The organism is Paenibacillus sp. J22P143 (genome assembly GCF_059692035.1).
Window position 1 is genome coordinate 97,467 of record NZ_JCAUAQ010000004.1, and the last position, 23,784, is coordinate 121,250.

The following is a 23,784-nucleotide window of genomic DNA, read 5'->3' on the forward strand; positions in this document are numbered from 1 at the left end:
ACAAAAAAGCCGATGCCTGTTTGCCATCAGCTACAGCCCATGTTTAGTCAAAACTATGATTAGTGCCAGCCCCAGAAAAAACCATCGCGTTCCCATGCGGCTTTACCGCCATGTAATTTTTTGAAGATTTTCTTAACCTCTTTGGAAATCGCTTGATTTCCATTGTCATTGACATAAATAAATGATTCCCCAAAATGCTTAAGAATATAGTCAACAGCGTCCTTCTGATACAAAATTCCCGCCGATTTCAGTTCATTAAGCATCCACTCTGCAACCTCGTTTGCTGTCATCCTTTAACCAAGCTCCCTTCAATGTCCATTCGATCATTATACCACATATCCTGGCAAAATCCGCACCTGACTAGGGACACGAGCACAATCACGTGAGATGTCGTCAAAGGCCCATTCCATCCCGTACATAAATCCATATGCTATTTCGAAAGTGGATGAACAGGTCTAAGAAAGAGAGGGTGAATCAAATGGGTTATGGCGTAGCAGGTGTTGGCGGTGCTTGTGGCGGCGGTTATGGGTCTTCTGCAGCAATCTTAGTTCTTTTCATCTTATTGGTTATTATCACTAGCGCGTTCGTTATTTAATACTCATCCGATACGAAAGGGCAGCCCCTCCCTTCAGGAGCTGCCCTTTTAGTTGTTTACCTCGTTCACTTTCCAGCCTCGATGTCTTCTTTCGAAGAACTTCCAATCGAATAATCGAAAGTATTATCCGATCTTACAATTTGATTCAAATTGATTGTTGTTCGAAAGAAGTGACCATTGTCCATTAGTAAGTAACTGTATGAATTTTCGGTCGTCAGCTTATCGATGATGATGGGATTCCACGAATAAGTCACGTCATTGATCTGGAAATAACGATATCCATCAACAAATCCCTTCAAGACCTTTAGTTTGGTTGGATCCTTTTCTCCCGTTACGACAATTGATTCGTAATTTGAGTAGGATATTTGCGGTGGTTCGTTCCCCCATACATTTCTCAATTCAGTCTCGCTCACGAACAATTGACCTGTAAATTTCTCCTTCGCCTTGCGCAAGCCATCGGTTCGAATCCCCATTCGCTCAATATCGCTTAACCGATAATAAGCTTGATCCGTGTTGTTAATCAACACGGGATAGGTTGCCCCACGATAATCTAAATACTGCGAATAAGCATATTGCAGCACAATTTCGGCATAATTCGTTTGATTGCCCTCTGTTGGCTGATTCGGATTCACCCGCGAATTCACATAAATCGTCTTCGTGCTCTCCGTCCAATTGACAACAGCACCCAGATAGCCAGCTAATTCCTTCACTGGCAAATAACTCGAATTATTATAAATCAACGGCGGGTTTGCAAGCTGTACGGCTTGGCCATTGACGACAACCTTATAATCACTTCTCAGATACGCATCGACACGTTGAAGCACATCCTGTGCATAAACGCCTGCCCCGAAGCATGTACCCATAAGTGTTCCGATGATTGCAACTTTTGACCATTTTGGCATCTTCTTCATAACCATTCCTCCTGTACCTTTCCAAAGCTCGTTGACTTTAGAATTCGACAAATTCCTGAATTTCCCTGCTTGATTCGACAATATCGATCTTTTGACCTATGTAAACCTAATACGAAACTCCCCCATGCATTGCGGGAAGGGTTCATTTGCTTTAGAATAGTTGGAAACATGAATGTGAAATGAGGATCTATTTACTATGAGTTTTACAGGATTTACACAACACGATTTCGATACCTTCGCTATTGAAGGCTTAGACGGGCGTATGGCTGCCATTCGCGAGCGAATTCAACCTAAATTTAAATCGCTAGGTGATCTTTTAACAGCAGAATTATCCGTGCAATCTGGCACAGAAATGTTCCTGCATATTGCCAAGCATTTACGTCGTAAAATCAATCCCCCTGTTGATACCTGGATGGCCATATGTCCGAATAAGCGCGGCTACAAGCAGGTTCCTCACTTCCAAGTTGGACTCTTCGATGATCGTGTTTTTATCTGGCTTGCACTTATCTATGAGCTTCCGAACAAGGGTAATATCGCAAAGACGTACATGAACAATTTAAAGCAGATTCGCGATGAGATTCCTGCTGATTTCCTACTATCCTTTGATCATATGAAAAAAGATGCAACACCCGTGTCTAAGCTCGACACTAAGGGCTGGAATGAAGCGCTTATTCGTTTCCGCGATGTCAAAAAAGCCGAGCTGCTCATCGGTAGAAACCTCAGCTTCGATGACCCCGTGTTAGCTAATCCCGCTGAACTCGAGCGCTTGATCGAACAAACCTTCGAGAAACTGCTACCTTTGTACAAGCTTGCAGTGGACACGCCATCACTCTAATTTCAGCAAAAATTTATGTTAAATTAAGGTTAAATTCAACTAAAACGAGGCTTTCCTGCGCAGACTAAGTCCTGTAATTCCTAATAAACAGGAAAGGAGGCCTCGCACACATTGGAAAACATCAACATGAGAAAGCTGCTAATCAGCTCGATCGCACTCACCTGTATCTTAGGGGGGAGCCTTACGGCTGTCGCACAAAACCCTGATTCTGACGAGCAGCCAACCGCTAGGTGGCAACAAGCTGATGAGCATGGTCAAGGCGGACATCATAAACGGAAGTGGCCTATTATTGAAGAATCCGCCACGGTTATCGGTGTCGACAAAGAAGTCCTCTTCAAATCGCTAAAGAGCGGTAAAAGCATTGTTGAATTCGCCGCAGAAAAAGGAATTTCGGAAGCTGATTTAACCGCGAAGCTCCAACAAATGCGGACGACGAAGATTGAAGCGGCCGTGAAAGATGGCAAGTTAACGACGGATCAAGGCGATCACATGAAGCAAAAGCTCGGGGAGCACCTCAAGTTCATTCTCAATGAGAAGAACCTGTTAGCGCATCATCCCGGACACGGCAAGCACAAATTCGGATTAAAACCCGATACGGAGAAGCTCGCCAAATCGCTAGGCATGACGAAGGACGAGCTCCGAACACAGTTGCATGCAGGTAAGTCTTTGGCTGAGATTGCGCAAGCGAAGGGTATTTCCAAAGACAAGCTAGTGGTATCCATCAAGGATCAATTAACACCATCCATTGAGAAGTGGGTTGATCACAAAATGGAACCAAAGGCGAAATAGTAAGTTTCATGAGAATAACAAGAGGGGCATTCTACGGAATGCCTCTCTTTTGGTATCCTATTTTCGGATAATGAGTGATTACTCACTTCTCAACGGCATACATTTGTCGTATGATGAAGGTAGATCGAAAAATGAGTGATTACTCACTTTACTATTATTCGAAAGAGGTGCAGGCTATGACGTCGGCCACATCGATTCAAGTGCAAGGGGTCAGCAAACAATTTGGTGAGAAAACGGTGTTGAAAGACATTACACTTGCGGTACCTAGTGCGCGAATTTTTGGACTCCTGGGTCCTTCCGGATCTGGTAAAACAACGCTTGTGCGCATGATCGCAGGTATTGACACCCCTACAACCGGTCAGGTTAACGTGCTCGGCCAGAAGATGCCACAGCTAGCGATGCTCTCGCAAATCGGCTATATGGCACAATCAGATGCCTTATACACCGAATTAACCGCACAGGAGAACCTGGCGTTCTTCGCTGCCTTATATGGACTGGGCAGAGCCAAAAGTAAGCAGCGTATTCAAGCTGTTATGGAGCTTGTTGATTTAAGCGATCATTTGAAGAAGCAAGTCAGCAACTATTCGGGTGGAATGAAGCGACGCTTATCACTTGCCATTTCCTTGCTTCATGAGCCAAGCATACTCATTCTCGATGAGCCGACGGTAGGGATTGACCCTGTCTTGCGAAAATCGATATGGCAGGAGCTAACGAATCTGAGCCTGAAGGGAACTACCATTCTTTTAACCACACATGTCATGGATGAAGCCGATAAATGCCATCAGCTGGGCATGATTCGTGACGGAAGTCTCACTGCTGTAGGGACGCCAGAGGAGTTAAAGAAAGCTACCTCCTCCTCCACTATTGAAGAAGCATTCCTAGTCTATGGAGGTGCTCAGGCATGAGAATTCGGGCCATTGTTATTCGCATCCTTCGCCAATTTTTCCATGATAAACGTACACTCATGATGATGCTGGTTGCCCCCATGCTCATCTTGTTCATGATGTCTTTAGTCTTCAATGGCAACACGTACGCCCCTAAACTTGGAGCCGTGAATGTCCCTGCCCCACTTATTCAGAAGCTGCAGGATTTGAACGCGGAGGTTACCGTCTATACGGCAGAGGATGCCCAATCGGAATTGAGGAATGTCAACTTAGATGCGGTGCTTGCCATGAATGGAACTACGCCGCAACTGACACTGGAAGGCAGTGATCCATCCAAGAATAAAGCTGTACTCTTCTTGTTGCAAAAGGCATTACAGAGCGCAGCCCCAGCTGGCAACGCAACAGCTCTAACGCCTACAATTACGTATTTACACGGCGCAGCTGATATGGCTGCTTTTGATAATTTCGGACCCGTACTTATCGGATTCTTTGTCTTCTTTTTCGTATTCCTGCTATCAGGTGTGTCGTTCCTGAGAGAACGTACGGGTGGAACCTTGGAGCGATTACTCGCTACCCCTTTGCGCCGATGGGAGATCGTCATCGGGTACATCCTCGGCTTTGGGATCTTCACCACCTTGCAAGCTACACTCATTGCTTGGTTTGCAACCAGTGTACTCGGCCTTATGTTAGTAGGATCCTTCTGGTATGTCCTACTCATTACCCTGTTGCTAGCCCTTTCTGCGCTATCTTTGGGGACGCTGATTTCTGCCTTCGCCAACAATGAGTTTCAAATGATTCAGTTCATTCCACTCATCATTGTGCCTCAGGTATTCTTCTCCGGATTGTTTAGCTTGGATACAATGTCCGTATACCTTCGTTGGATCGGTCATTTGATGCCGTTATATTACGGTGCTGACGCCCTGCGGAATATTATGATTCGCGGCGCAGGCTGGGATCGCATATGGCTCGATGTGCTCGTACTTGCATCATTTACTCTCGTCTTTATGATCTTGAATATTGTGGCATTGAAGAAGCATCGTAAGATATAATGGATGGATGTCTATGAACAGAAAAAGAGGTGAATGCAATGTCCGATATCGAGCCGTGGTTAACTGAACTGCTGCGTCTGAACGACGAAGAAGAGAAAATGACCGATAAACAGATTAAGATTGTTCAAGCCGCCGTGGAGATTTTCTCTGAGAAAGGTTTTGCAGGCTCCTCTACGAGCGAGATTGCCCAGAAGGCTGGCGTTGCGGAAGGTACGATCTTTCGTCATTACAAAACGAAAAAAGAGCTGCTTCTCTCGATCGTGGCACCTATGATGACCAAACTCATTGCTCCGTTCGCGGTTAAAGATTTCACCAAAGTCTTGGAAGCTGATTATCCAAGCGTTGAATCCTTCTTACGCGCGATTACCGTGAATCGCTTAGAATTTGCCCGCAAACATTTTCCTGTGATCAAAATCTTCATGCATGAAATTCCGTTCCACAACGAGCTTCGCGAACAATTTAAAGACATGGTAGCTGTTCAAGTATTGGAGAAGGCCTATAAAGCGATACGACATTTCCAGAAGCAAGGTCAAATCATTGACCTCCCAACACCCACTACGATGCGGCTGATTGTTTCCACGATTATCGGGTTTCTCATTGCACGGTTTCTCCTAGTTCCCGATGCCGAGTGGGATGAAGAGAAAGAAATCGACTATACCGTCAATTTCATTATGTACGGCTTATCTCCGCGGTAACATGCCGAAATGGTCAGTTATTACTGTTGTAAACAAAAATCTGCACATCCCTCTCCTTCAGGAGAAATGAATGTGCAGATTTTTGTTAACGTGCTATACCGCTCGTTGCGTGGTAGTTTGGCGATCAACCAGAATGAAGCGCTGCAGCAGCAAGATCGCAGCTAAGCAGAGCACGCCGCCGATGATGAACGGCAGCGAATGCGCGATCGCGAACGCCGCTCCGCCAAGGAGTGGGCCTGCAATGCGGCCCAGGCTGTCCATGGAGGAGCTGAGGCCTGTCGCGACGCCTTGTCCAACCTTCGTGCGCTGTGTAATCAGCGACGTCACACACGGTCTGATCAGCGCATTCCCTGCGCCGAAGACCGATAAGTAAATCGCAGCGGTTACGACGCTGCTAGAGTACAGCAGCAGGAAGAAGCCTGCTGCTGAGAGCAATAAACCGATGCCGATGACGTACTGCTCGGCCCCTTGCTTCACCAGACGGCGTACAACGCCGCCCTGGATCAAGGCACCGACGATGCCGCTCGCTAGGAACATCATCCCAATGTCAAAAGGCGTGGCGCCGATTTTGGACATTTGATAATACTGCAGCGTGGCTTCAAGTCCCGCCAAAGTGAACGAAACGAAAAACGATAACACATACAGATACTTAGATGCACCATCGAATGCGGTCCAGCGAGATGGAGCTTTTTCCTTCGAGGATCTGCGCTTGTCCACCGTCAAGGATTCTTTTAGAATCGCTGCAGCAAATAAGAATGATGCAAAAGATAGTACGGCAGCCACGAAGAAAGGTGTGTAGGGTCCCCATTTGCTGACAATCCCGCCAATCGCAGGTCCGAAGATAAAGCCTAGGCCAATCGACATCCCAACCATACCCATTCCCTTGGTCCGATTCTCTGCCGTTGTAATATCCGCTACATAAGCTACAGCACATGCCGTTGCTGCGCCTGAGAATAAGCCGCCTAGAATACGGGATACATACATGATCCATAGCTGATCATTCGCAAAGCCGAAAATCAAGAAGCTCACACTAAAGCCTAATAATCCGATTAGGATAATCGGTCTACGTCCGATACGATCTGATAAACCTCCCCAGATAGGAGACATCAAGAAGGAAGCCGCAGAATACACCGATAAGAGTAATGCGTTATGGAACTTCGCTCCTGCTTCATTCACGACTTCCGGCAGCACAGGAATGATAATTCCGAATCCGATAAAGATCGTCATCAGCAACAACATGATGACTCCAATCTGTTTATTCATGATGCGTTAAGCCTCCAAACCAATTCATTTTCCTTATCGTACCATACCTTTTTTGGGGATGGAAATGAACATTTGAAGAACAAGCAGTATAGCGAGTACCAATCCACTCGTGAGGAAAGGCGCGTGATACCCATATTCGTCCCATAGCTTCCCAGAGACGATAGGGCCTACGATCATCCCAAGCCCTTCAATCGTAAGGAAAAACCCCCAAACCGCCCCTCTTTTCTCCGGTGGAATAGCGGAAGCAATCAATGCATTCCATGATGGAATAATGAACGCATAGCCTGCGCCAAGTACCGCCACCAAAGCGTACAGCATACCCATCGATTTCACGAAAGTAAAAAGCAGCAGTGCAGCCGAGCTAAGCGTAAATCCAATGAGTAAAAAAGGGCGAATCCCCAAACGGTCTACCATTTTGCCCATTGGAATCAGAAAAATGACCGTTACCGCACCGCCAGCGATCAAGAACATGCTGTATTGAAAGGAACTAAGCTGTAATACATCTTTCGCATAAAGCGTTAAAATGGGTGTTAGAATCCCTAGAGCGAACGTCTGCGCAAACATAGCGGGAAACATCAACGGACTTACCGACATTGATTTGCGTACTTCGCTTAAATAGGTAGACACACTATTCAACCAGCGATGTCCTTTTACTTGCCCCGACATTGTAGTGACCTTCTTCTCTTCAAGACTACCACTCACTACGTTAACGGACTGCTTACGCGGAAGCATGAGAGCGACAAGGACGACCAACGTCATACAGCCAATGAGCAGCTTGAATGCAAAAGCATAGTTATTTTCACCAACGAAGAAATTAATCGCCACAGGACCTAGTCCCACACCTGTGAGCCATGCCATATAAACCACACTCATGATCGTTGCTTTACTATCATCCCCTGCCACCTCTGTCGTTCCCGTGATTACACAGGGCCATAAAGGTGCCGTCCCGAACCCAAGGAGCGCACAACCGATAATCATCCAGCTATACTGGGTTGTGATTGCCATAATGATAACCGACAGGAATGTCAATAAAACACCTGTTAGCATCGTTACACGATATCCAAGCCTATCAATGATCCACCCAACGGGTGTACGTAATACATTATCACCAATATATTGGGCGGCAAGCGTCCATCCGATGATAAAAGCAGAAGCACCAAGCGTCGTTTTCATATAAACTGGTAAAATGGTTAAAAGTAAAGCGCCCTTTACAAATTCGACGACAAACATAATAATTAACAATTCCATCACAAATGGGGAAAATAACCGATTTTTCCGCCATTTTTGCATCCAAACCATCCGATTTCTCCTTTAAATTGCCTATTTACACATCTTACTGTTAGTTTGACCCCGTTTGGAGCAAACTATTTTGAAAAAATTAACTTGCATGAAATCTCTAGTTTGATATACTCATTTTGTTTGTTGCTTTCTTTAGGACAAGCAATCCACGATAGAAGGGAAGCGATAATCAGGTGGATCATACCCGTACACCCCTGTTCTCTGCATTGCTTGCGCATGCGGAAAGAAATCCAATTCAGTTTCACATTCCTGGCCATAAAAAAGGAGTCGGCATGGACCCGGAGTTTCGTGCTTTCATTGGCGACAACGCCCTGTCCATCGATCTTATCAATATAGCACCCCTAGATGATCTCCACCAACCGATGGGAGTCATTGAAGAAGCTCAGAAGCTGGCTGCACATGCGTTTGGCGCGGATCACACGTTTTTCTCCGTGCAAGGTACAAGCGGCGCGATTATGACGATGATTATGACGGTCTGTTCCGAAGGCGATAAAATTATCGTGCCACGGAATGTCCATAAATCCGTACTAGCCGCAATTATTTTCATTGGAGCTAAGCCCGTCTTTATCCAACCTGCTCGCGACAAAAACTTAGGTATTGATCATGGCATACCGACTCGCTCCGTCCGCCGTGCACTCGAGAAACATCCAGACGCGAAAGCCGTGCTTGTCATCAATCCAACTTATTATGGCGTATGTACGAACCTCAAAGAGATCGTTGATCTGGTTCACAGCTATAACATCCCAGTTCTTGTTGATGAAGCGCATGGTGTGCTCACTCATTTCCACGAAAAGCTGCCGATGTCCGCGATGGAAGCTGGAGCTGATATGGCTGCAACGAGTGTACATAAGCTTGGCGGTTCCATGACGCAAAGCTCAGTTCTCAATGTCAAAGGAAATCGTGTGAATCCGAAACGAATCCAGACGATTATCTCGATGCTGACAACGACATCAACTTCGTATATTTTACTCGCTTCATTAGATACATCTCGCCGACATCTTGCTATTAACGGACGCGAAATGGCAGAACGCACAATCGAGCTTGCTCACTATGCGAGAAAACAAATCAACGAGATTCCTAACCTCTATTGCTTCGGGGAAGAAATTCTCGGCGATGAGGCCACTTACGCCTATGATCCTACCAAAATCTGTGTACATGTCCGTAAGCTAGGTGTAACTGGATTTGAAGTCGAGAACTGGCTGCGTGAACACTACAATATCGAAGTCGAGATGAGTGACATGTACAACATCCTCTGTCTCTTCACTCCCGGAGATACGCAAGAGAATGTCGACATCTTACTCACGGCCTTAAGAGAACTGTCACATATCAATGATGATGTTGTAGAAGTGAAAGAAGTTGTCATCAAGGTTCCTGCTATCCCGCAACTAACCCTAACGCCGCGCGATGCTTTCTATGGCGAAACTGAAATACTGCCATTCAAAGACTCGGCTGATCGTATCATTGCAGAGTTCATTTATGTATACCCGCCAGGCATCCCCATTTTGCTTCCAGGTGAAGTCATTACGCAAGAGTTGATTGACTACATTGTTGAGCATGTGGAAGTCGGATTACCTGTCAAAGGGCCTGAGGATCGCAGTGTTCAACAGGTAAAAGTTATCGTAGAAACACAAGCGATCTTCTAATCTCTCTACCACGAGGGATATATTGTAAAACCGTTTACATGATGCTATGATATGGGTGATGTTTTGCGAATGAGGTGATCAAGGAATGGCTCAAAGCGCTTATATTAAATTCGTAACAGGATCTACTGTCTCCGCACTCACCTTGGATGAACTCAAGGAAAAGCTTCTGCATTATCGCGATCAACTCAGTCTTACTGCCAAGCAGCTCGGTTGGGAGTATGACGAAGCCGGATTCCCTTATACGATTGAGACGAAACCGGAAGGCGAGGGCAAATGGTTTTATCTGAAGGGTATCAATCCCTTATACCATGCGATTGTGGTTGGAGTCGGTTCTGAACAAAACCAGGAGCAGGAGCGCCAGTACGTGCAATTCGTATTACCCGACAATGCCACACATGGTGACAAGAGCAAGGGTAATGAATTCTGCAAATATCTGGGCAAACTTCTGAAAGCTGAACTTCATCTATTTAACGGTAGAATTATGTATTTCAATCCTAGAAAATGAATTGTTACAAACAGAAACCCCCTAACAGATCACTCTGCTAGGGGGTTCTTATGTATAGCTCTTATTCTTCGCCTTCTTGAGCCACGATTTCATTGTAAATCGTTACCACACGTTCCCACTCTGCTTCATCTTCAATGTTGACGAGGAAAGCATCTTCGTCCTCTTCTTCAACGCGGAAAATGACGCCGTCTGCTTCAGGATCATTACGATCGAGTAAAACAGCATACGCTTGCTCCTGAGATTGGAAGGTATATACCATGACCATTTCATGTTCTACACCGTTCTCGTCCGTTACGATAAAAACATCTTCCCCTTGCTCGTCGTGATCGTGGTCACAGTCCGGGCCGTGCACATGATCATGCTTCTCATCGCTCACAGGCAGAACCTCATTTCATAAAGTAATAAGTTACTTAAATATCCTAACATTTTCATAATAAGAGGTCAAACCAGTTTATGCCCACTTGCTTTACTCGGATTGAATTTGCTTTTCTGAAACGACCGAATACTCGCCGCTTCCACTTTGCTGCATAGCAAATTTAACAACATACGTGCCCGCTTCATCAAAGGAAACGCCATATAAAGGAACTTTCAACCAAAACGACGCTTTGGAATCTGAAATTGATTTCTCTACAGGGGCAATTACATTACTTCCACTAGGAGAAACAATAGAAACGCGAACAGAATTAATGCTCGTTTTCAAGTTATCCACTTGCGTGAATACAGTGAAGTTCACATCATCTCCTCGAGCTACAACGCTGAAAGGAACGATAGACGAATCTTTACGAACTTCCGATGTAAAGAACATATGTACATTCGGTTTGAACAAGTAGGCCGTTTTACTTGAATCTTCCCACTTTAACAAAGCTTGTAGTGCATCGCTCATTGCACGTAAAGGCAGCACTGTCTTGCCGTCCACAATGAGGGGCGGAACATCAGAATCTCCGAATTCCTTCGTTTCATTGTTAATGACTAGCCTGGCGATATTATATCCTTTATATTCCCCCCATATCGACGAGGCTACCACCGCAGCCGTACTTAAAACAAAGAACACAACCATCAACGTAAAAATGCGCTGAACTTTCATCTCTTTTTAACCTCCAACCTCGTTAGTCATCTGTCTGTCTGCATCTTTATACGCCGATGGTTATGAAGAGTTGCGATGATTTTATAATTTTGCTATAAAATTCAGAACACGCGCAATATACGCTTCTGTTTCCAGCTGAAAGGAGCCTACGTGCCCCGCTTTTTGTGTGAGCCATAGCTCAAACTCTTCAGGATGTCGCATATACATCTGGACACTATTCTCAAAAGGAATAGCAGGGTCGTCCTGACTATGAATGAATAACACAGGCCTTGGCGAAATTCGATCGACTGCAGCTAATGCATCAACGGCATGTGGGTTTACACCGATCAACTTCGGCAGAATAAATAAAATCAGTGGTGTAAAAGGGATTCGCGGGAGCTTAGACCACACAGGTAGATTTTCTTTTAGGTAAGGACTTAATTGACTAAAAGCACTATCCGTAATGACACCTGATACGGCTTTCTCTTCCGCTGCAGCCATTAAGGATGAAGTGCCGCCCATGGAAAAACCAAGTAAAGTAATTTTCGTTGGGATGCTAGCTTGCGTTTTCACCCAATCTATCGCGCCGAGGATATCTTCCTTTTCTAACAAACCTATCGTTGTTGTCTTCCCTTCAGAAAGTCCTGAATTCCGAAAATCAAACATGAGTACATGATGACCTGCGCTCACAAGCGCTTGAGCTAACGATAAGGCAGGGAGTCCCTTCTCCAGTCGTGTTCCCGCATAGCCGTGAGACATGATGACAGTCATGGCAGTAGAGGCTGATGGCGCGTTAGGGGACTTCAGGTACCAGCCGTCTAACATGACACCTGGCGTTCGGCTCAGAAATTTAACATCGATTCGCTGCATGAAATAATTTTCGGGTGTATCATCTACCGGCTTCCGCTCTGGGTGGGTTAACTGCCATCCTACATACGTTGATAGTCCAACTAAACCTAACAGGATGAGCAAAAAAATAAGGGATATAAGCATCCAATTCATTGAGAAATCAACACCTTCTATTCGAGTACTTTAGCTATACGGTTTTTGTAATTCCATATATATAGGTTGAAAGTCTGCAACCTCCCATGTTACATTAGAAAAAGATGGGTTTTTGTCGAAAATTGGAGGCTGCTGAATGAGTTTGCAAATTCAAATGTTGGGAACCGGCAGTGCCTTTTCCAAAATGTATTACAATACGAGTGCATTAATCAAATCATCGAACACCAATACGCTCATTGATTGTGGTTCTACTATACCTAAATCACTTTATGAAATTGGTATAGCACTGGACCAAATAGATGGTATTCTCATTTCGCATATACACGCTGATCATATTGGCGGCCTTGAAGAAGTGGCCTTCCGTTTGTTCTATCAATATAACCGGAAGCGAACGAAGCTTTACTTAACCGAGGAATTAGCACATATGCTTTGGGAGAATTCCTTGAAAGGCGGTCTACATAATCCCGCGGAAGGCTTCAACCAGCTCCAAGATTATTTCGAGCTTGTCTTTCTGCATGAGAATATACCATTTGAAATCTCGCCTGAGCTTACCCTTGAAATCATACCCACACTTCATATTGCCCAAAAACTGAACTATTCGATCTTTATCAATCATCGAACTTTCTATAGCGCGGACATGCAATTTAATAAGGAATTTCTTATTAATGAGGTTATACATACAAGAAATTGTCACACCATTTTTCACGATTGTCAATTAAGTGGACCTGGTTATGTTCACACAACATTAGACGAACTTCTTACCCTTCCAGAAGAAATTCAGAAACTCGTCTATCTGATGCACTATGACGATCACATGCCGAACTACATCGGTCACACAGGTCACATGACCTTTATCCACAAACATGACATCATCGAAATCTTCGATTAATCTAAATTTTCGCCCCAAGCCTTGAGAATATTTATTCTCAAGGCTTTTTTCGATAAATTCCCCTTTTTTTCTCATTTTTTTTCATTTTTTTTTCGAGAACAGCAGGGATTTTATGACTAGTATAGAACATGTCACAAGAGTGAGTGAACGGCGGATATTTCGATTTGGGAGATGATACGGTGATTATCAATGGGGTTTATTATGCTTATGTCATACTCTATGGCCTATATACTATATATCTACAATCAGTGCTAAACATCCCTTTACTACTTATAGCTGTTTGTCTATATGTCCTATCTGTTCGTTTTCAATCTTCACATCCTGCCATGTCATGGATTCAACTCCTCATCATCGGATCGCTTCATGCAATTGGTCAATCTAATTTATGCTATCCCCTATATTTAATAACACTGGCACGCCATACTTATAAAGAAGAAAACCTACAGAAAGCGTGGTTTCTTTCAGCAGGTTTTATGATAATGTATTTATCCATAGTCAATTTCATAACACATTCTGCGACAAAAGAATCCATGTTCGGATTAACAAGTATCCTTGACTTCACAGCAGTTACCTTGTTAACACGAGCTGCTTTCTTACGAAGCGGAAAAACAGAACGCATTCGCAATGAACGCCATTTAATAACGCAAAAAGACTCGCTAACCGGTCTTTATAACTATGAAGAATGCCACAGGAGACTTGAGCAACAAATCAAGCTTCATCAGCCACTTGTGCTTTTTCTTATCGATTGTACAGATCTGAAAGCCATGAATACTTCTGGAGGCTTTCAGGCAGGTAACTTTGTTCTGAAGCAAATGGCTGATCTTCTGCAAATATTATTCAAAGATGCACTCTATATTGCACGATATGGTGGAGATGAATTCGCTGTGGTCATGCCGCTTCATAAGGATTTTCTAACAACTGCTTCTTTTCAACAGAAGTTGGATTCTGAGCTTCCTAAGCTTACAGGCATTCAAAATACATATGGGTTTGCTATTTTTCCGCAAGATGCCTTGACGAAAGATGATCTTATTTTGCACGCTGAGCATAATCTATTTATGAAGAAACGTGAATCTTGGTTAAAACGTGAAGAACAACTGCAACGGTCAGAAAAACTGCGTGTCGTCGGAGAACTAGCTTCGGGAATGGCTCATGAGATTCGAAATCCCCTGACAACGGTCAAAGGTTTTTTGCAATTATCAAAAGCAAACGATTACAATATTAAAAGTTGGTATAGATTGATCATGGAAGAGATCGATCGGATGAGCGATTTGACCGGCGAGTTCTTGCAATTTTCCAAGCCGCACCAAACCATCTTTCAAACCCATTCGCTGAACGAATGTGTCTTGAAAGTTATTTCGCTTATTGAATCCGAAGCTACCAGTTCTGGACATGAAATACATTTTCATGATTCGTCCTATGCCGTTCTCATGCTTATGGATAAAGATAAAATGATACAGCTTATTTTAAACATGATGAAAAATGCTTGTGAAGCGATGGAAGCAAATGGCTCTATCCACATGAAATTAAGCCGCGATCAGAAGAACGCGACTTTAATCATTGCGGATAACGGACCTGGCATTCCGAGTGATCAGCTAGAGAAAATTTTCCATCCCTTCTTCACTACCAAAGAAACAGGCACCGGTCTAGGTTTATCCATTTGTTATAAAATTGTACAGGATCATCATGGTACATTGGAAGTGGAAAGCGAGCTCGGTATAGGCACACGATTTATTCTTACCTTTCCACTTGCCGTGAGTATGACATCCGGGAATGACAATGCAGCTGTAAGTTAAAGTGTTTTCTTCATTCTGACATGTAGAATGCCTGCATCATAGAAAGGCTCATCTGAGATTACTTGATAGCCCAACTGGCTGTAAAAGCCTTCTGCTTGGCATTGCGCATCGAGAATCGCATATTTGCAACCTAACTCAAGAGCCTGTTGTTCCATAGCAAGGATTAGTTGTTTCCCCAGAGATCGCCCTCTATAGTCCTTTAAGACGGCAACACGCTGTAATTTGGCTGTTGCCTCTTGATATTCATACCATCTGGATGTGGCAATTGGGACTTCTCCATCTACAATGAGAAAATGATGACACGCTTCCGGCGATCCATCCTTCTCATCCATCTCAAGGTGAGCCGGTACTTGCTGTTCATCGACAAACACATTAAATCGGACAGCAAAGCAAGCTTTCAGTTGCTCCATTGTCGTAACACGAGTAGTTTCCATGTGGGTTTCTTCCTCTCTAAGATCGTTTCTTGATCTTATCCCATTCCGGAAATGTTGTCCACATGTACACGGATCACGACTTTATTTTCGGTCCAATAAATAGCTGCAAGCTCCAATGGCAAACCCTAAGAGAGCGCCAACGGCTACCTCCCGCGGTAAATGCCCTAATCGTTCCTTCAAAGCTTTGCGCCTTCTCGCATGATACAACCCAGGATGCTGCCGGGCAATTCGTTCCACTTGCTCGTCTAGATCATTCACTTCAACCGCTATCTCGCCAGCCGATCTGCGGATGCCCATCGCATCATACATGACAACAGCCCCGAATACGGAGCATACCGCAAAATCTATGGCAGAAACGCCTCTTTTCATCCCGATATATGTGGCCAATGCCGTAACACCTGAAGAATGTGAACTCGGCATCCCACCCGTTTGAACCAATTGTGACCAATCCCATTTTTTACTGAACACATACGTTAAAGGTACTTTGATGGCTTGAGCGGCACCAATACCGATCACAGCTGTAGTCAATGCTCGATTCATTTCCGTTCACCTCACTACTAGCATCCATCACAGGTTTAGATTCTATGCGCAAAGTTTGATATACTAGACACATTGATTCTTATGTAAGGAGTGTGCCTGATGAATATCGCCTTTTTCCTATTACCTAAATCCGAAGTCATTACCACGACTCCACAAGCAACCCTTCGACAAACGTTGGAGCGCATGGAGTATCATCGATATACCGCTGTCCCGATTCTGTCCGATGATGGTCATTATGTAGGAACCATTACGGAAGGGGATTTACTTTGGTTTCTCAAAAATTCAGAGCATATCGGTTTTGAGAATGCTCACCGGCATGTGCTTGAAGAAGTTCCTTTGCGAGTTAAAAATAAACCGGTTCATATTCATGCAGACATGGTGGATCTGATTGATCTGGCTAAAGTACAAAACTTCGTACCTGTCGTTGATGATTCCGATAAATTCATTGGGATCGTTCGGCGGAGTGAGATTATTGAGTATTGTGCAAAGCAGATGAACTTTAAAACCAAAGCCATACAGCCCTAATTTAATTAATTACTTATAAAAAAAAGTAAAAAGGCTGAATTCACTCAGCCTTTTTACTTTTTTTTCAAACCATTCCGTTATTGAATCTTGCCATTGGAGGAAGCTTTGGATGATACGAATTCACTCGCCCAGTCTACCATGCCATTCATTAGCGTCAGAATGAGATTAACCGCATCTTTCTCGGTCAGCGAGCCATTTGACTGACTGCTGACGTAGTGCGATGTTTTTTGTTCAAGCTTCACAACTAAATCTTTAATTTTCAAAAGTTCATTCGCTAAATCAGTTACTTGCTGATTATTCGAATCACTTTGGCCTGATTTCATATTCTGACTTTGGCTATGGCTCTGACTTTCGTCTTGACCCTGGCTTTGATCTTGGTTTTGACTTTGAGAGGTGCTCTTCGCCGCTGATTCATCTTGCGCGGAATCACTGCTGCCAGAGGAAGCCTGCTGCCCTTGGCTGTCTTGAGCTTGAGCTTGGGAGCCTTGAGAGCCTTGAGCACTTAAGATCAACATTTTTTTGACCTGCTCTAGTTCAATCAGAACCATATCATTTTGTTTTGTCAATTCATCCATTTGCAGCTTGAGATCCTGTGTTTTAATCATGTTGTCGAAACCCTTCCTTCCCTTATTTCACAGCACCGCAAGCAATCCGCTTACCCGAGTTGCCGGATGGATCCGTCTTCAAATCATCTGCCTTCTCATGAACAACCAAACTAGATCCTTCCGTTTTTATAAGCGAATTTGGCTTGTCCTTTTCCAATACGACCGCCTTTGTTACAGCGCTGAACTTCCCATTGCCTTGTGCATCTACAATGAGATTAGGCAGATCCCCCGCGTGAGCCCCTTTGGGATTCAAGAAGCCATGTTCTTTCATCTGTGGATTGAAATGTCCACCTGCCGAATCAAATGTTGGCGCTTCACACATCGCTTTCTCATGGATGTGTAAGCCATGTACACCAGGAGGAAGCCCGCTAACCTGTACATCCAGCTGCACACCATCTTTGACAGCGGTTAATTGCGCCGACCCTACCGATTGATTGTTCGCTCCAATGAGCGCAACACTGATCGATTCTGGAGTCGGAGACGCCTCAGATACAGAGGTGCTTCTGGCAGCTTGACAACCTGTCAATAGAAGGAAACCTAGGCTAGCTGTCACCATGATTTGAACTGATTTCATATTGTACAATCCTCCTGTAACACCACACATTGGTATATTCTACCCTTAGGATGCACAACTGCCCTGCACGGTAACCCCCTTTTTACCATAAAATTTTTAAAAACTTCCGATACCAAAATAAAAAAACCTGCAATCTTTCGATCACAGGCCCCTTCTTCATTGTTCAACTTCTTGGAAAATTATAAAATGGTCATGAGCTTGGCGATGATTTGAAGATTTTCTAATTTCCGTTTGTAGAAGTGAAACTCAACCTTCGTATGTTCAACCGCATCTTCCATCTGTAGAACCTGCTTCTGTAAATCTTTCGTGTACGGCCATAATTCCGCTTGTCGTTGCAATTCATTTTTCCCTGTAACAATCCCTTCACCTATCACTTCATACTCCTTGGTAAGAAGCATATGCTTAGCCCAGTTCAATTCAGATACGGCATCGACATAAATGGCTTCTGCTTGTTTCAATAATTCTGGTACAAGTTGTAACTCTAAAATAACATCCGACCGATTCATTCGGATTCCTCCTAAGCGGTTTTCATAGAAACTCAGCATAGTAAATCATGAAATATTGTTGTATAACCTTATTTATATTCATAGAAAAACAAAACATGCACAATCGCTGAAACCCGCGAAAATAGCGGGTTTTCTCTGCTTATTCGACCTATTCCGCATCGATTATTCCCTAAAGTATGACAAATCAATCAAGATTACATTAAATCTGCTAGATTGGCTTCCAACCTACTTGTATAACCTAGTAGAACTGATACAATGTTACTATACGTATCAGAGGAGGTGACAAAAAATGAGCCAAGAGGAAGAAGTAGTACAACAAAATGAGCAAGAAGAAATCTCTGCTGAATCCACTGAAGAAGTGGTGAGTCAAGAGGCTGAAGAAGAAATCGCTGAAGCGATTGAAGAAGCAGCTGCTGCAGAGGAAGAAAGCGAACAATCCGAAGAAGAATAATGTAACCGTTATCATAATGTATCAAATATCCCCCTCAACTTAACCGTTGGGGGTTTATTGATTTTACATAAAAATTTTTTTGAAATTTTATTGATTACCGCGAATAAATATTCTGAACATTCAAATAATACTGGTGTACCAAAAAAAAGGAGATGATTTTGAATGGCTAAAACTTTAGTCGTACAACAAGCAAAGGCAGCACTTGATCAAATGAAGTATGAAGTCGCTCAGGAAATTGGTGTCCCTCTCTCCCCTTCTGGTTACAACGGTAATTTATCAACACGTGATGCTGGCTCAATCGGTGGCACCATCACAAAAAGATTAGTGCAAATGGCTGAACAATCTCTAGGCGGCTACAAACGCTAATCCTTTGATGTAGGAGCAAGCTCAAAAAGACTGAATCACTCGATCCTCCTTAGAGTGACTTCAGTCTTTTTCTTTTTTTTAAATATCCTCCGATTTCCCTACAATTTCCTCACCAGTTTCCCCAAACCTCTATAAATAATTACCAAGTTTTAGTATGATTACCTTGCCTCTATCCCCGAAAAAGGAGTGTTGAACCAATGGAACCAATGACCACGCAATATGAAATTTTCCGTGATCCCTACCGCATGCTAATTCTATTGGCCACACTAGTTAGCGAAAAACAAAACGAATCTGCCCTTGAATTTGACAAAGTACCTTTTTTCGAAAATGATACCTTCCTTATTCAAAACGGAAAGTTTGTCTACAAAAAAGATAAAACAGAAATTACCTGGTTTCAATTTTTAGGAAGAGATATCGCTTGCAGTAAAGATCTTTCCCGCGAAGAATATAACAAAATGTTTGTTGATAGCCTTGCGTCCTTATACAATATTACATAAAAATGAAAGAGCTAATCATTAGATCAGCTCTTTCGCTTATTTCAACTACTTCTTCTTAACTTCTTCAACGAAAACATCACTTGCATCACGTGTACTACCGAGCTCAAGAATCGTATATTTTTTTTCGCCGATCATGATCACATCTTCCACTTCAGGTAGCGGATCGCCTAGATACACAGTGCCTAAATACACATTACTACTCTTCAAACGTAAATTCCAACGATGCTGTTGTTTCGTCATAACCTTTTTCCTCCCAAACTCTAATGATCTCAAGTTACCATAAATTCACGAAAGATGAAAGCTATACTAGGAAACATCGCATGGATATGATACATTAACTTCACATTCATTACCAGAGAGGCTGACAATTTGCGATGACATCACAGGGTATATCGAACGAAGAGCGCTCCATTCTATTCCCGAAAACATCAGATTCAACACTTACAGAAGATCAACCCACTTCCTATATTCCGCGGTCCAAAAAGAAGCGAAAGCCCTTTACTTTCCTGCATAAACTGATCTTTTTCTGGCAGAAATAACACCGCCCTTCAATTGACAATCTCTCGAATTCTTGGTATATTACTAACTGTATCCATAAACGACTTGTTAGCTCAGCTGGGAGAGCACTATCTTGACAGGGTAGGGGTCAGTGGTTCGAGCCCACTACAGGTCATACGAAGAGAAGCCCGTGAAGCCTTGCGCTTTGCGGGTTTTCTGATTTGAAACAGTAGTTAAAATACAATTATAACAGATGATTATTTAAGTGTTTTGGGTACGAGATGGGTACCAAATCAATATACTATTTGTTCAATTTGAATTGATCTTCCCCATAATGCAATACCACTTCCCTTTCCAGCCTATCTTCAGGTTTTGTGCAGCTGAGATCGCTTCTCCTCTTCCGTTTTCTTAACTGGATCGTAGGTCGTGTATACTAAACTAGAATTAAAAAAAACTCTCCAAAAGTAGATTCATCTACTTCCGGAAAGCCCATTTGATACCCCTATTACAACTCCAACATCCCCCGTATCGCTCGTTTCGTTTCGACAATTGCCTCTCTCAAAGGCTGTGTCTCACCCTGAAAAGGATGAACACTACCAAAGGTATGATTCCCCCCAGGAATCCTCACCCACTGAATATTAGCATTGTTAGCCACCAAATTCTCTGAACCCCGAATCCCCCGTTCACCATCCGCTGTTCCTTGAATAAGTGTAATTGGAAAAGTGGCTCCACTGACCCTACCAATAATATCAAATCTCTCTTGATTTCGTTCCATATCTTCTAGAATCTCGAGATCGAGCGGCATCATCTGTTTCGTTCGCCCATTCAAGGTATAGGAGCGGCCTGTGGCCCTCATCTCTGATTTATTCTCAGGTGTGAACAAATCCACATGGGCAATGCCATTCCAACTGATGACTCCCGTAATATCCTCGGGATGATCTAACGCGTAGATCAAGCTCACAGCAGCCCCTCTGCTATGACCTAGCAACAAGATCGGTTTCACCGTCACCTCATTCTTGTGAATATCAGAAATGACAACTTGTAAGTCCTCAAGATCCCTGGAGTAGGTATCACGGGCGAACTTCTCAAGCTCCGTAAAATCCATCAAGTTTTCACCCATACCATTATGGGAAAAATTCAGCGCAACGACATCCACAACTTCAGCTAATTCGTTAGCCACATGCGGGAACATCCCCCAATTTTTGAAGCCTTTATAGCCGTGACATAATAGTAGTGTCCCTTTACTTGGTGCGGTTTTGGCTTTGTAAACATCGCCTCGCACGACCCGCTGGTCGGTGATATGTAATTCAAAAGGTATCCCTGTAGGTTCTTCCATGTGAAATTCCTTCCTTTCATTCCAAATTATTCGGTCACTCGTATTCTTTTGTTATTTTATCACAATCGAACTCGAACAAGGAGTACTCCACTCCACGATCTACAATATGCTTTTATAAATTCATGCAAAAAAGCAAACACTTAGCATAGCTATGACAATATACCTAACCGAAAAAGGAGGAAGCCCTCACGTGTCTTCAGTCCGATCTCTTATCAGGCAGCGACAACTACTTGTCACATTCCTTCTTACGCTCCTTTTGAGTCAAGGGTTAGCTGCTAGCACCCAGGCTGAAAGTATCCTGCCGCTGCATCGGGAAGTATCTGCTGATTCCGACTCGATTCAATTGCTTGTTAAATCATCTCCTCGAGCTGTCTATCAAACAGAGTTGACTTTTGTAGATAAATCATTACAACGAGCGATAGAAGCGGGCACAATGGGAGATCCCTATTTAGAACCTCTACTGCCAGACACCACACTCCGATATATCAAAAACGATCAATCCATGCTCTTGGGTCTGACCCCAACTGGCGAGGTCATCGATTTGGCCGCGAAGCAAATCATCAAGCTCTCGAGCAAAGCGCAGGAGACGCTTCAGTCACAGGTTCAAGCAATCCGTGCCAAGCATTATGGCGAGCTGCTCACCTGGGAGGAAGCAAGCCTCGTGCTTCCCAAATATAGTTCTTTCACCGTCCTCGATGTAGAGAGTGGCCTTAGCTTCGAAGGGCAGCGTCGCGCTGGCTCCCATCATGCGGATGTGCAGCCGCTCACCAAAACCGACTCTGCGACGCTCAAAAGCATTTATGGCGGCAAATGGAGCTGGGACCGCCGCGCGGTCCTTGTCAAGCTGAATGGCCGCACACTCGCCGCCTCCATGCACGGCATGCCGCACGGCGGTGATGGAATACCTGGAAATGACTTCAACGGTCATTTCTGTATTCACTTCCTCGGGAGCGTGACCCACGGCTCCCGCTCCATGGATCCGGCGCACCAGGTCATGGTGCACCGAGCCGCAGGCTTGCTGCTGGACTACGTCAGCAAGCTCTCACCCTGGGAGCTGATCGACGTGTGGATCAGCGCAGCACATCAAGGTGACCTGCAGCTGCTGCAGGTCACCACAGGGCAAGAACAGGCGATGCATGTGCGAAGCATGCGCCGCCTGTCCAAGTTCCCGGAGCAGGATGCATCCCAGCTCCTGCAGCTCGACACCGCAGTCAACGTGACGATGACTGCGGCTAGAGCTTCCGCGGTGTCTAGTCGGCGGGTGCTTTTCCATCTAGAACGCGCCTCCCTGCAAGATCGGTGGTACATACGCAGCGCGGTTATTCAATGAATAAAGCCCGGCCACTTTGGATTCATCCAGAGCAGCCGGGCTTTATTCATATTTTCCTATTCCCACAATTATTGCAAGGATTGTCCAGACATCTTACGTAATTCATTGGCAAGTCGATGAAATTCTTCTTGTGCAGCGATTGAGGACGTTGCTGAATATCCGGCTGAGAGGAAAGGGATGATCGCATTGGCATCATGAATAGAAAGCGGATAACTAGGTGGTTCCGGAATTACAAGTGAATTCCACCAGCCTTCATTCCCATAAGATTCATCATAATCAATCGCAATACCATTCACCATCACATCATTTAAATATTGATAGATCTGGATGAACGTCGATTTCTTCCCTGCGCTCCATGCATATGTTTGCCAGAAATGAGAACAGGCACCTGCGGCATGCACAGCCTCCATTACAGCATATGAACCATATACTCCCGTTGTAAATGCAGGCGTAGCTTCACTTGCTGCTTGAATATAGGCAATGACCGTTGGCATTTGGGCAGTAGATACATCAAAATCAACAGCAAAATAGATACAGCTTCCCTCCGGCTGGCCTACTTGCGCTGCAACTTGTAAGGCAGTTGCTCCGTCTGCCAATCCAGCATTTCTTCCTCCAAGTGCACGACTCGCAGTTGTCTCAAAAACAGAGACCAGCTGTAAGCCAGCTCCACTAATGGCGTCAGCCTCCGATTTCGTTAATGCCTTTGCACCACTTGGCACCAAATATCTGGCGACAAATGTATAACCTTGTCCGACGAAAGCAGCCGCTTTTTGTGCCGTAAGCGGTGTTGAACAATCAAACCCTTTCGTCACTTGCACTCACCTACTTTCGAGTTCGTAATCTAACATATGCAGAACTAGACTCACGCGACACTAGCTAGAATCTAGAGTCGCGAACTCGGGCACGA

At 44.2% G+C, this 23,784-nt stretch carries 30 protein-coding genes and 1 tRNA gene; 16 read left to right on the forward strand and 15 right to left on the reverse strand.

Going from position 1 to position 23,784, the window contains the following annotated elements; genetic code table 11:
* Positions 1 to 59: 59 nt before the first annotated feature.
* A complete protein-coding gene (locus tag AC58PQ_RS09580; RefSeq protein WP_497241727.1) occupies positions 60 to 290 on the reverse strand; it encodes a DUF6953 family protein in 231 nt (76 codons plus the stop codon).
* Between the two features lie 188 nt (positions 291 to 478).
* Between AC58PQ_RS09580 and AC58PQ_RS09585 the strand changes: the two genes are divergently transcribed.
* On the forward strand, positions 479 to 595 hold the full coding sequence (locus AC58PQ_RS09585) for a YjcZ family sporulation protein (protein ID WP_497241728.1): 117 nt from the start codon (positions 479 to 481) through the stop codon (positions 593 to 595).
* A gap of 65 nt (positions 596 to 660) precedes the next feature.
* On the opposite strand, the gene AC58PQ_RS09590 is transcribed toward AC58PQ_RS09585, so the two are convergent.
* Positions 661 to 1,506 carry a stalk domain-containing protein gene (locus AC58PQ_RS09590; RefSeq protein ID WP_497241729.1) on the reverse strand — a complete coding sequence of 282 codons (846 nt, stop codon included), beginning with the start codon at positions 1,504 to 1,506 and terminating at the stop codon, positions 661 to 663.
* 196 nt (positions 1,507 to 1,702) lie between these two features.
* Here AC58PQ_RS09590 and AC58PQ_RS09595 point away from each other — a divergent pair, with 196 nt between their 5' ends.
* The 5 genes from AC58PQ_RS09595 (at position 1,703) to AC58PQ_RS09615 (ending at position 5,758) form a co-directional block, all read left to right on the forward strand.
* The gene (locus AC58PQ_RS09595; protein ID WP_497241730.1) at positions 1,703 to 2,341 is read left to right on the forward strand and encodes a YktB family protein; all 639 of its coding nucleotides are present in this window, start codon (positions 1,703 to 1,705) and stop codon (positions 2,339 to 2,341) included.
* Positions 2,342 to 2,452: 111 nt separating this feature from the next.
* Positions 2,453 to 3,130 (forward strand): hypothetical protein, encoded by a 678-nt coding sequence (locus AC58PQ_RS09600; protein ID WP_497241731.1) that lies wholly within the window; start codon positions 2,453 to 2,455, stop codon positions 3,128 to 3,130.
* Between the two features lie 176 nt (positions 3,131 to 3,306).
* Positions 3,307 to 4,035 carry an ABC transporter ATP-binding protein gene (locus AC58PQ_RS09605; RefSeq protein ID WP_497241965.1) on the forward strand — a complete coding sequence of 243 codons (729 nt, stop codon included), beginning with the start codon at positions 3,307 to 3,309 and terminating at the stop codon, positions 4,033 to 4,035.
* Positions 4,032 to 5,063, forward strand: coding sequence for an ABC transporter permease (locus tag AC58PQ_RS09610; protein ID WP_497241732.1), 1,032 nt, complete (start codon positions 4,032 to 4,034; stop codon positions 5,061 to 5,063). Before AC58PQ_RS09605 ends, AC58PQ_RS09610 begins: the two co-directional genes overlap by 4 nt.
* A gap of 38 nt (positions 5,064 to 5,101) precedes the next feature.
* Complete coding sequence (locus tag AC58PQ_RS09615; protein WP_497241733.1) at positions 5,102 to 5,758, forward strand: TetR/AcrR family transcriptional regulator; 657 nt, start codon at positions 5,102 to 5,104, stop codon at positions 5,756 to 5,758.
* A 93-nt stretch (positions 5,759 to 5,851) separates the two neighbouring features.
* Here AC58PQ_RS09615 and AC58PQ_RS09620 read toward each other — a convergent pair whose 3' ends face one another.
* Together AC58PQ_RS09620 and AC58PQ_RS09625 are read right to left on the reverse strand one after the other, a co-directional pair.
* Positions 5,852 to 7,021 carry an MFS transporter gene (locus AC58PQ_RS09620; protein WP_497241734.1) on the reverse strand — a complete coding sequence of 390 codons (1,170 nt, stop codon included), beginning with the start codon at positions 7,019 to 7,021 and terminating at the stop codon, positions 5,852 to 5,854.
* A 33-nt stretch (positions 7,022 to 7,054) separates the two neighbouring features.
* On the reverse strand, positions 7,055 to 8,320 hold the full coding sequence (locus AC58PQ_RS09625) for an MFS transporter (protein ID WP_497241735.1): 1,266 nt from the start codon (positions 8,318 to 8,320) through the stop codon (positions 7,055 to 7,057).
* A gap of 173 nt (positions 8,321 to 8,493) precedes the next feature.
* On the opposite strand from AC58PQ_RS09625, the gene AC58PQ_RS09630 reads away from it, so the two are divergent.
* Together AC58PQ_RS09630 and AC58PQ_RS09635 are read left to right on the forward strand one after the other, a co-directional pair.
* Positions 8,494 to 9,963: an aminotransferase class I/II-fold pyridoxal phosphate-dependent enzyme gene (locus tag AC58PQ_RS09630; RefSeq protein ID WP_497241736.1), complete on the forward strand. Its 1,470-nt coding sequence runs from the start codon at positions 8,494 to 8,496 to the stop codon at positions 9,961 to 9,963.
* An 85-nt stretch (positions 9,964 to 10,048) separates the two neighbouring features.
* Entirely contained in the window at positions 10,049 to 10,468 is a 420-nt protein-coding gene (locus tag AC58PQ_RS09635; protein ID WP_497241737.1) for a DUF1885 family protein, read from the forward strand.
* Positions 10,469 to 10,529: 61 nt separating this feature from the next.
* Here the strand turns inward: AC58PQ_RS09635 and AC58PQ_RS09640 are convergent, their stop codons facing one another.
* The 3 genes from AC58PQ_RS09640 to AC58PQ_RS09650 form a co-directional block, all read right to left on the reverse strand.
* Positions 10,530 to 10,844: a DUF1292 domain-containing protein gene (locus tag AC58PQ_RS09640; protein WP_477595221.1), complete on the reverse strand. Its 315-nt coding sequence runs from the start codon at positions 10,842 to 10,844 to the stop codon at positions 10,530 to 10,532.
* Positions 10,845 to 10,934: 90 nt separating this feature from the next.
* A complete protein-coding gene (locus AC58PQ_RS09645) occupies positions 10,935 to 11,552 on the reverse strand; it encodes a stalk domain-containing protein (protein WP_497241738.1) in 618 nt (205 codons plus the stop codon).
* 81 nt (positions 11,553 to 11,633) lie between these two features.
* Complete coding sequence (locus tag AC58PQ_RS09650; RefSeq protein ID WP_497241739.1) at positions 11,634 to 12,533, reverse strand: alpha/beta hydrolase; 900 nt, start codon at positions 12,531 to 12,533, stop codon at positions 11,634 to 11,636.
* A gap of 136 nt (positions 12,534 to 12,669) precedes the next feature.
* Between AC58PQ_RS09650 and AC58PQ_RS09655 the strand changes: the two genes are divergently transcribed.
* Positions 12,670 to 13,422: an MBL fold metallo-hydrolase gene (locus AC58PQ_RS09655; RefSeq protein ID WP_497241740.1), complete on the forward strand. Its 753-nt coding sequence runs from the start codon at positions 12,670 to 12,672 to the stop codon at positions 13,420 to 13,422.
* Between the two features lie 479 nt (positions 13,423 to 13,901).
* Positions 13,902 to 15,215, forward strand: coding sequence for an ATP-binding protein (locus AC58PQ_RS09660; RefSeq protein WP_497241741.1), 1,314 nt, complete (start codon positions 13,902 to 13,904; stop codon positions 15,213 to 15,215).
* Here the strand turns inward: AC58PQ_RS09660 and AC58PQ_RS09665 are convergent.
* Both AC58PQ_RS09665 and AC58PQ_RS09670 read right to left on the reverse strand, forming a co-directional pair.
* Positions 15,212 to 15,649, reverse strand: coding sequence for a GNAT family N-acetyltransferase (locus AC58PQ_RS09665; protein WP_497241742.1), 438 nt, complete (start codon positions 15,647 to 15,649; stop codon positions 15,212 to 15,214). The two genes, AC58PQ_RS09660 and AC58PQ_RS09665, sit on opposite strands and share 4 nt — an antisense overlap.
* A gap of 81 nt (positions 15,650 to 15,730) precedes the next feature.
* Entirely contained in the window at positions 15,731 to 16,189 is a 459-nt protein-coding gene (locus AC58PQ_RS09670; RefSeq protein WP_497241743.1) for a divergent PAP2 family protein, read from the reverse strand.
* 99 nt (positions 16,190 to 16,288) lie between these two features.
* On the opposite strand from AC58PQ_RS09670, the gene AC58PQ_RS09675 reads away from it, so the two are divergent.
* A complete protein-coding gene (locus AC58PQ_RS09675; protein ID WP_477594477.1) occupies positions 16,289 to 16,714 on the forward strand; it encodes a CBS domain-containing protein in 426 nt (141 codons plus the stop codon).
* Positions 16,715 to 16,791: 77 nt separating this feature from the next.
* On the opposite strand, the gene AC58PQ_RS09680 is transcribed toward AC58PQ_RS09675, so the two are convergent.
* The 3 genes from AC58PQ_RS09680 to AC58PQ_RS09690 form a co-directional block, all read right to left on the reverse strand.
* A complete protein-coding gene (locus tag AC58PQ_RS09680; RefSeq protein ID WP_497241744.1) occupies positions 16,792 to 17,319 on the reverse strand; it encodes a hypothetical protein in 528 nt (175 codons plus the stop codon).
* A gap of 22 nt (positions 17,320 to 17,341) precedes the next feature.
* Positions 17,342 to 17,893, reverse strand: coding sequence for a superoxide dismutase family protein (locus tag AC58PQ_RS09685; protein WP_497241745.1), 552 nt, complete (start codon positions 17,891 to 17,893; stop codon positions 17,342 to 17,344).
* 179 nt (positions 17,894 to 18,072) lie between these two features.
* Entirely contained in the window at positions 18,073 to 18,399 is a 327-nt protein-coding gene (locus AC58PQ_RS09690; RefSeq protein ID WP_477594483.1) for a hypothetical protein, read from the reverse strand.
* A gap of 289 nt (positions 18,400 to 18,688) precedes the next feature.
* Here AC58PQ_RS09690 and AC58PQ_RS09695 point away from each other — a divergent pair, with 289 nt between their 5' ends.
* The 3 genes from AC58PQ_RS09695 (at position 18,689) to AC58PQ_RS09705 (ending at position 19,713) form a co-directional block, all read left to right on the forward strand.
* Positions 18,689 to 18,850: a hypothetical protein gene (locus AC58PQ_RS09695; RefSeq protein ID WP_497241746.1), complete on the forward strand. Its 162-nt coding sequence runs from the start codon at positions 18,689 to 18,691 to the stop codon at positions 18,848 to 18,850.
* A 162-nt stretch (positions 18,851 to 19,012) separates the two neighbouring features.
* Positions 19,013 to 19,216, forward strand: coding sequence for an alpha/beta-type small acid-soluble spore protein (locus tag AC58PQ_RS09700; RefSeq protein WP_497241747.1), 204 nt, complete (start codon positions 19,013 to 19,015; stop codon positions 19,214 to 19,216).
* Between the two features lie 197 nt (positions 19,217 to 19,413).
* Positions 19,414 to 19,713 carry a hypothetical protein gene (locus AC58PQ_RS09705; RefSeq protein WP_497241748.1) on the forward strand — a complete coding sequence of 100 codons (300 nt, stop codon included), beginning with the start codon at positions 19,414 to 19,416 and terminating at the stop codon, positions 19,711 to 19,713.
* Positions 19,714 to 19,758: 45 nt separating this feature from the next.
* On the opposite strand, the gene AC58PQ_RS09710 is transcribed toward AC58PQ_RS09705, so the two are convergent.
* Positions 19,759 to 19,953 carry a hypothetical protein gene (locus AC58PQ_RS09710; protein ID WP_028558119.1) on the reverse strand — a complete coding sequence of 65 codons (195 nt, stop codon included), beginning with the start codon at positions 19,951 to 19,953 and terminating at the stop codon, positions 19,759 to 19,761.
* 360 nt (positions 19,954 to 20,313) lie between these two features.
* On the opposite strand from AC58PQ_RS09710, the gene AC58PQ_RS09715 reads away from it, so the two are divergent.
* Positions 20,314 to 20,386: transfer RNA gene (locus AC58PQ_RS09715), tRNA-Val, on the forward strand.
* Between the two features lie 330 nt (positions 20,387 to 20,716).
* Here AC58PQ_RS09715 and AC58PQ_RS09720 read toward each other — a convergent pair.
* Positions 20,717 to 21,547: an alpha/beta hydrolase family protein gene (locus tag AC58PQ_RS09720; RefSeq protein WP_497241749.1), complete on the reverse strand. Its 831-nt coding sequence runs from the start codon at positions 21,545 to 21,547 to the stop codon at positions 20,717 to 20,719.
* A 190-nt stretch (positions 21,548 to 21,737) separates the two neighbouring features.
* Between AC58PQ_RS09720 and AC58PQ_RS09725 the strand changes: the two genes are divergently transcribed.
* Positions 21,738 to 22,877 carry a hypothetical protein gene (locus tag AC58PQ_RS09725; RefSeq protein ID WP_497241750.1) on the forward strand — a complete coding sequence of 380 codons (1,140 nt, stop codon included), beginning with the start codon at positions 21,738 to 21,740 and terminating at the stop codon, positions 22,875 to 22,877.
* 68 nt (positions 22,878 to 22,945) lie between these two features.
* Here AC58PQ_RS09725 and AC58PQ_RS09730 read toward each other — a convergent pair whose 3' ends face one another.
* Complete coding sequence (locus AC58PQ_RS09730; RefSeq protein WP_497241751.1) at positions 22,946 to 23,689, reverse strand: DUF1906 domain-containing protein; 744 nt, start codon at positions 23,687 to 23,689, stop codon at positions 22,946 to 22,948.
* Positions 23,690 to 23,784: the final 95 nt, after the last annotated feature.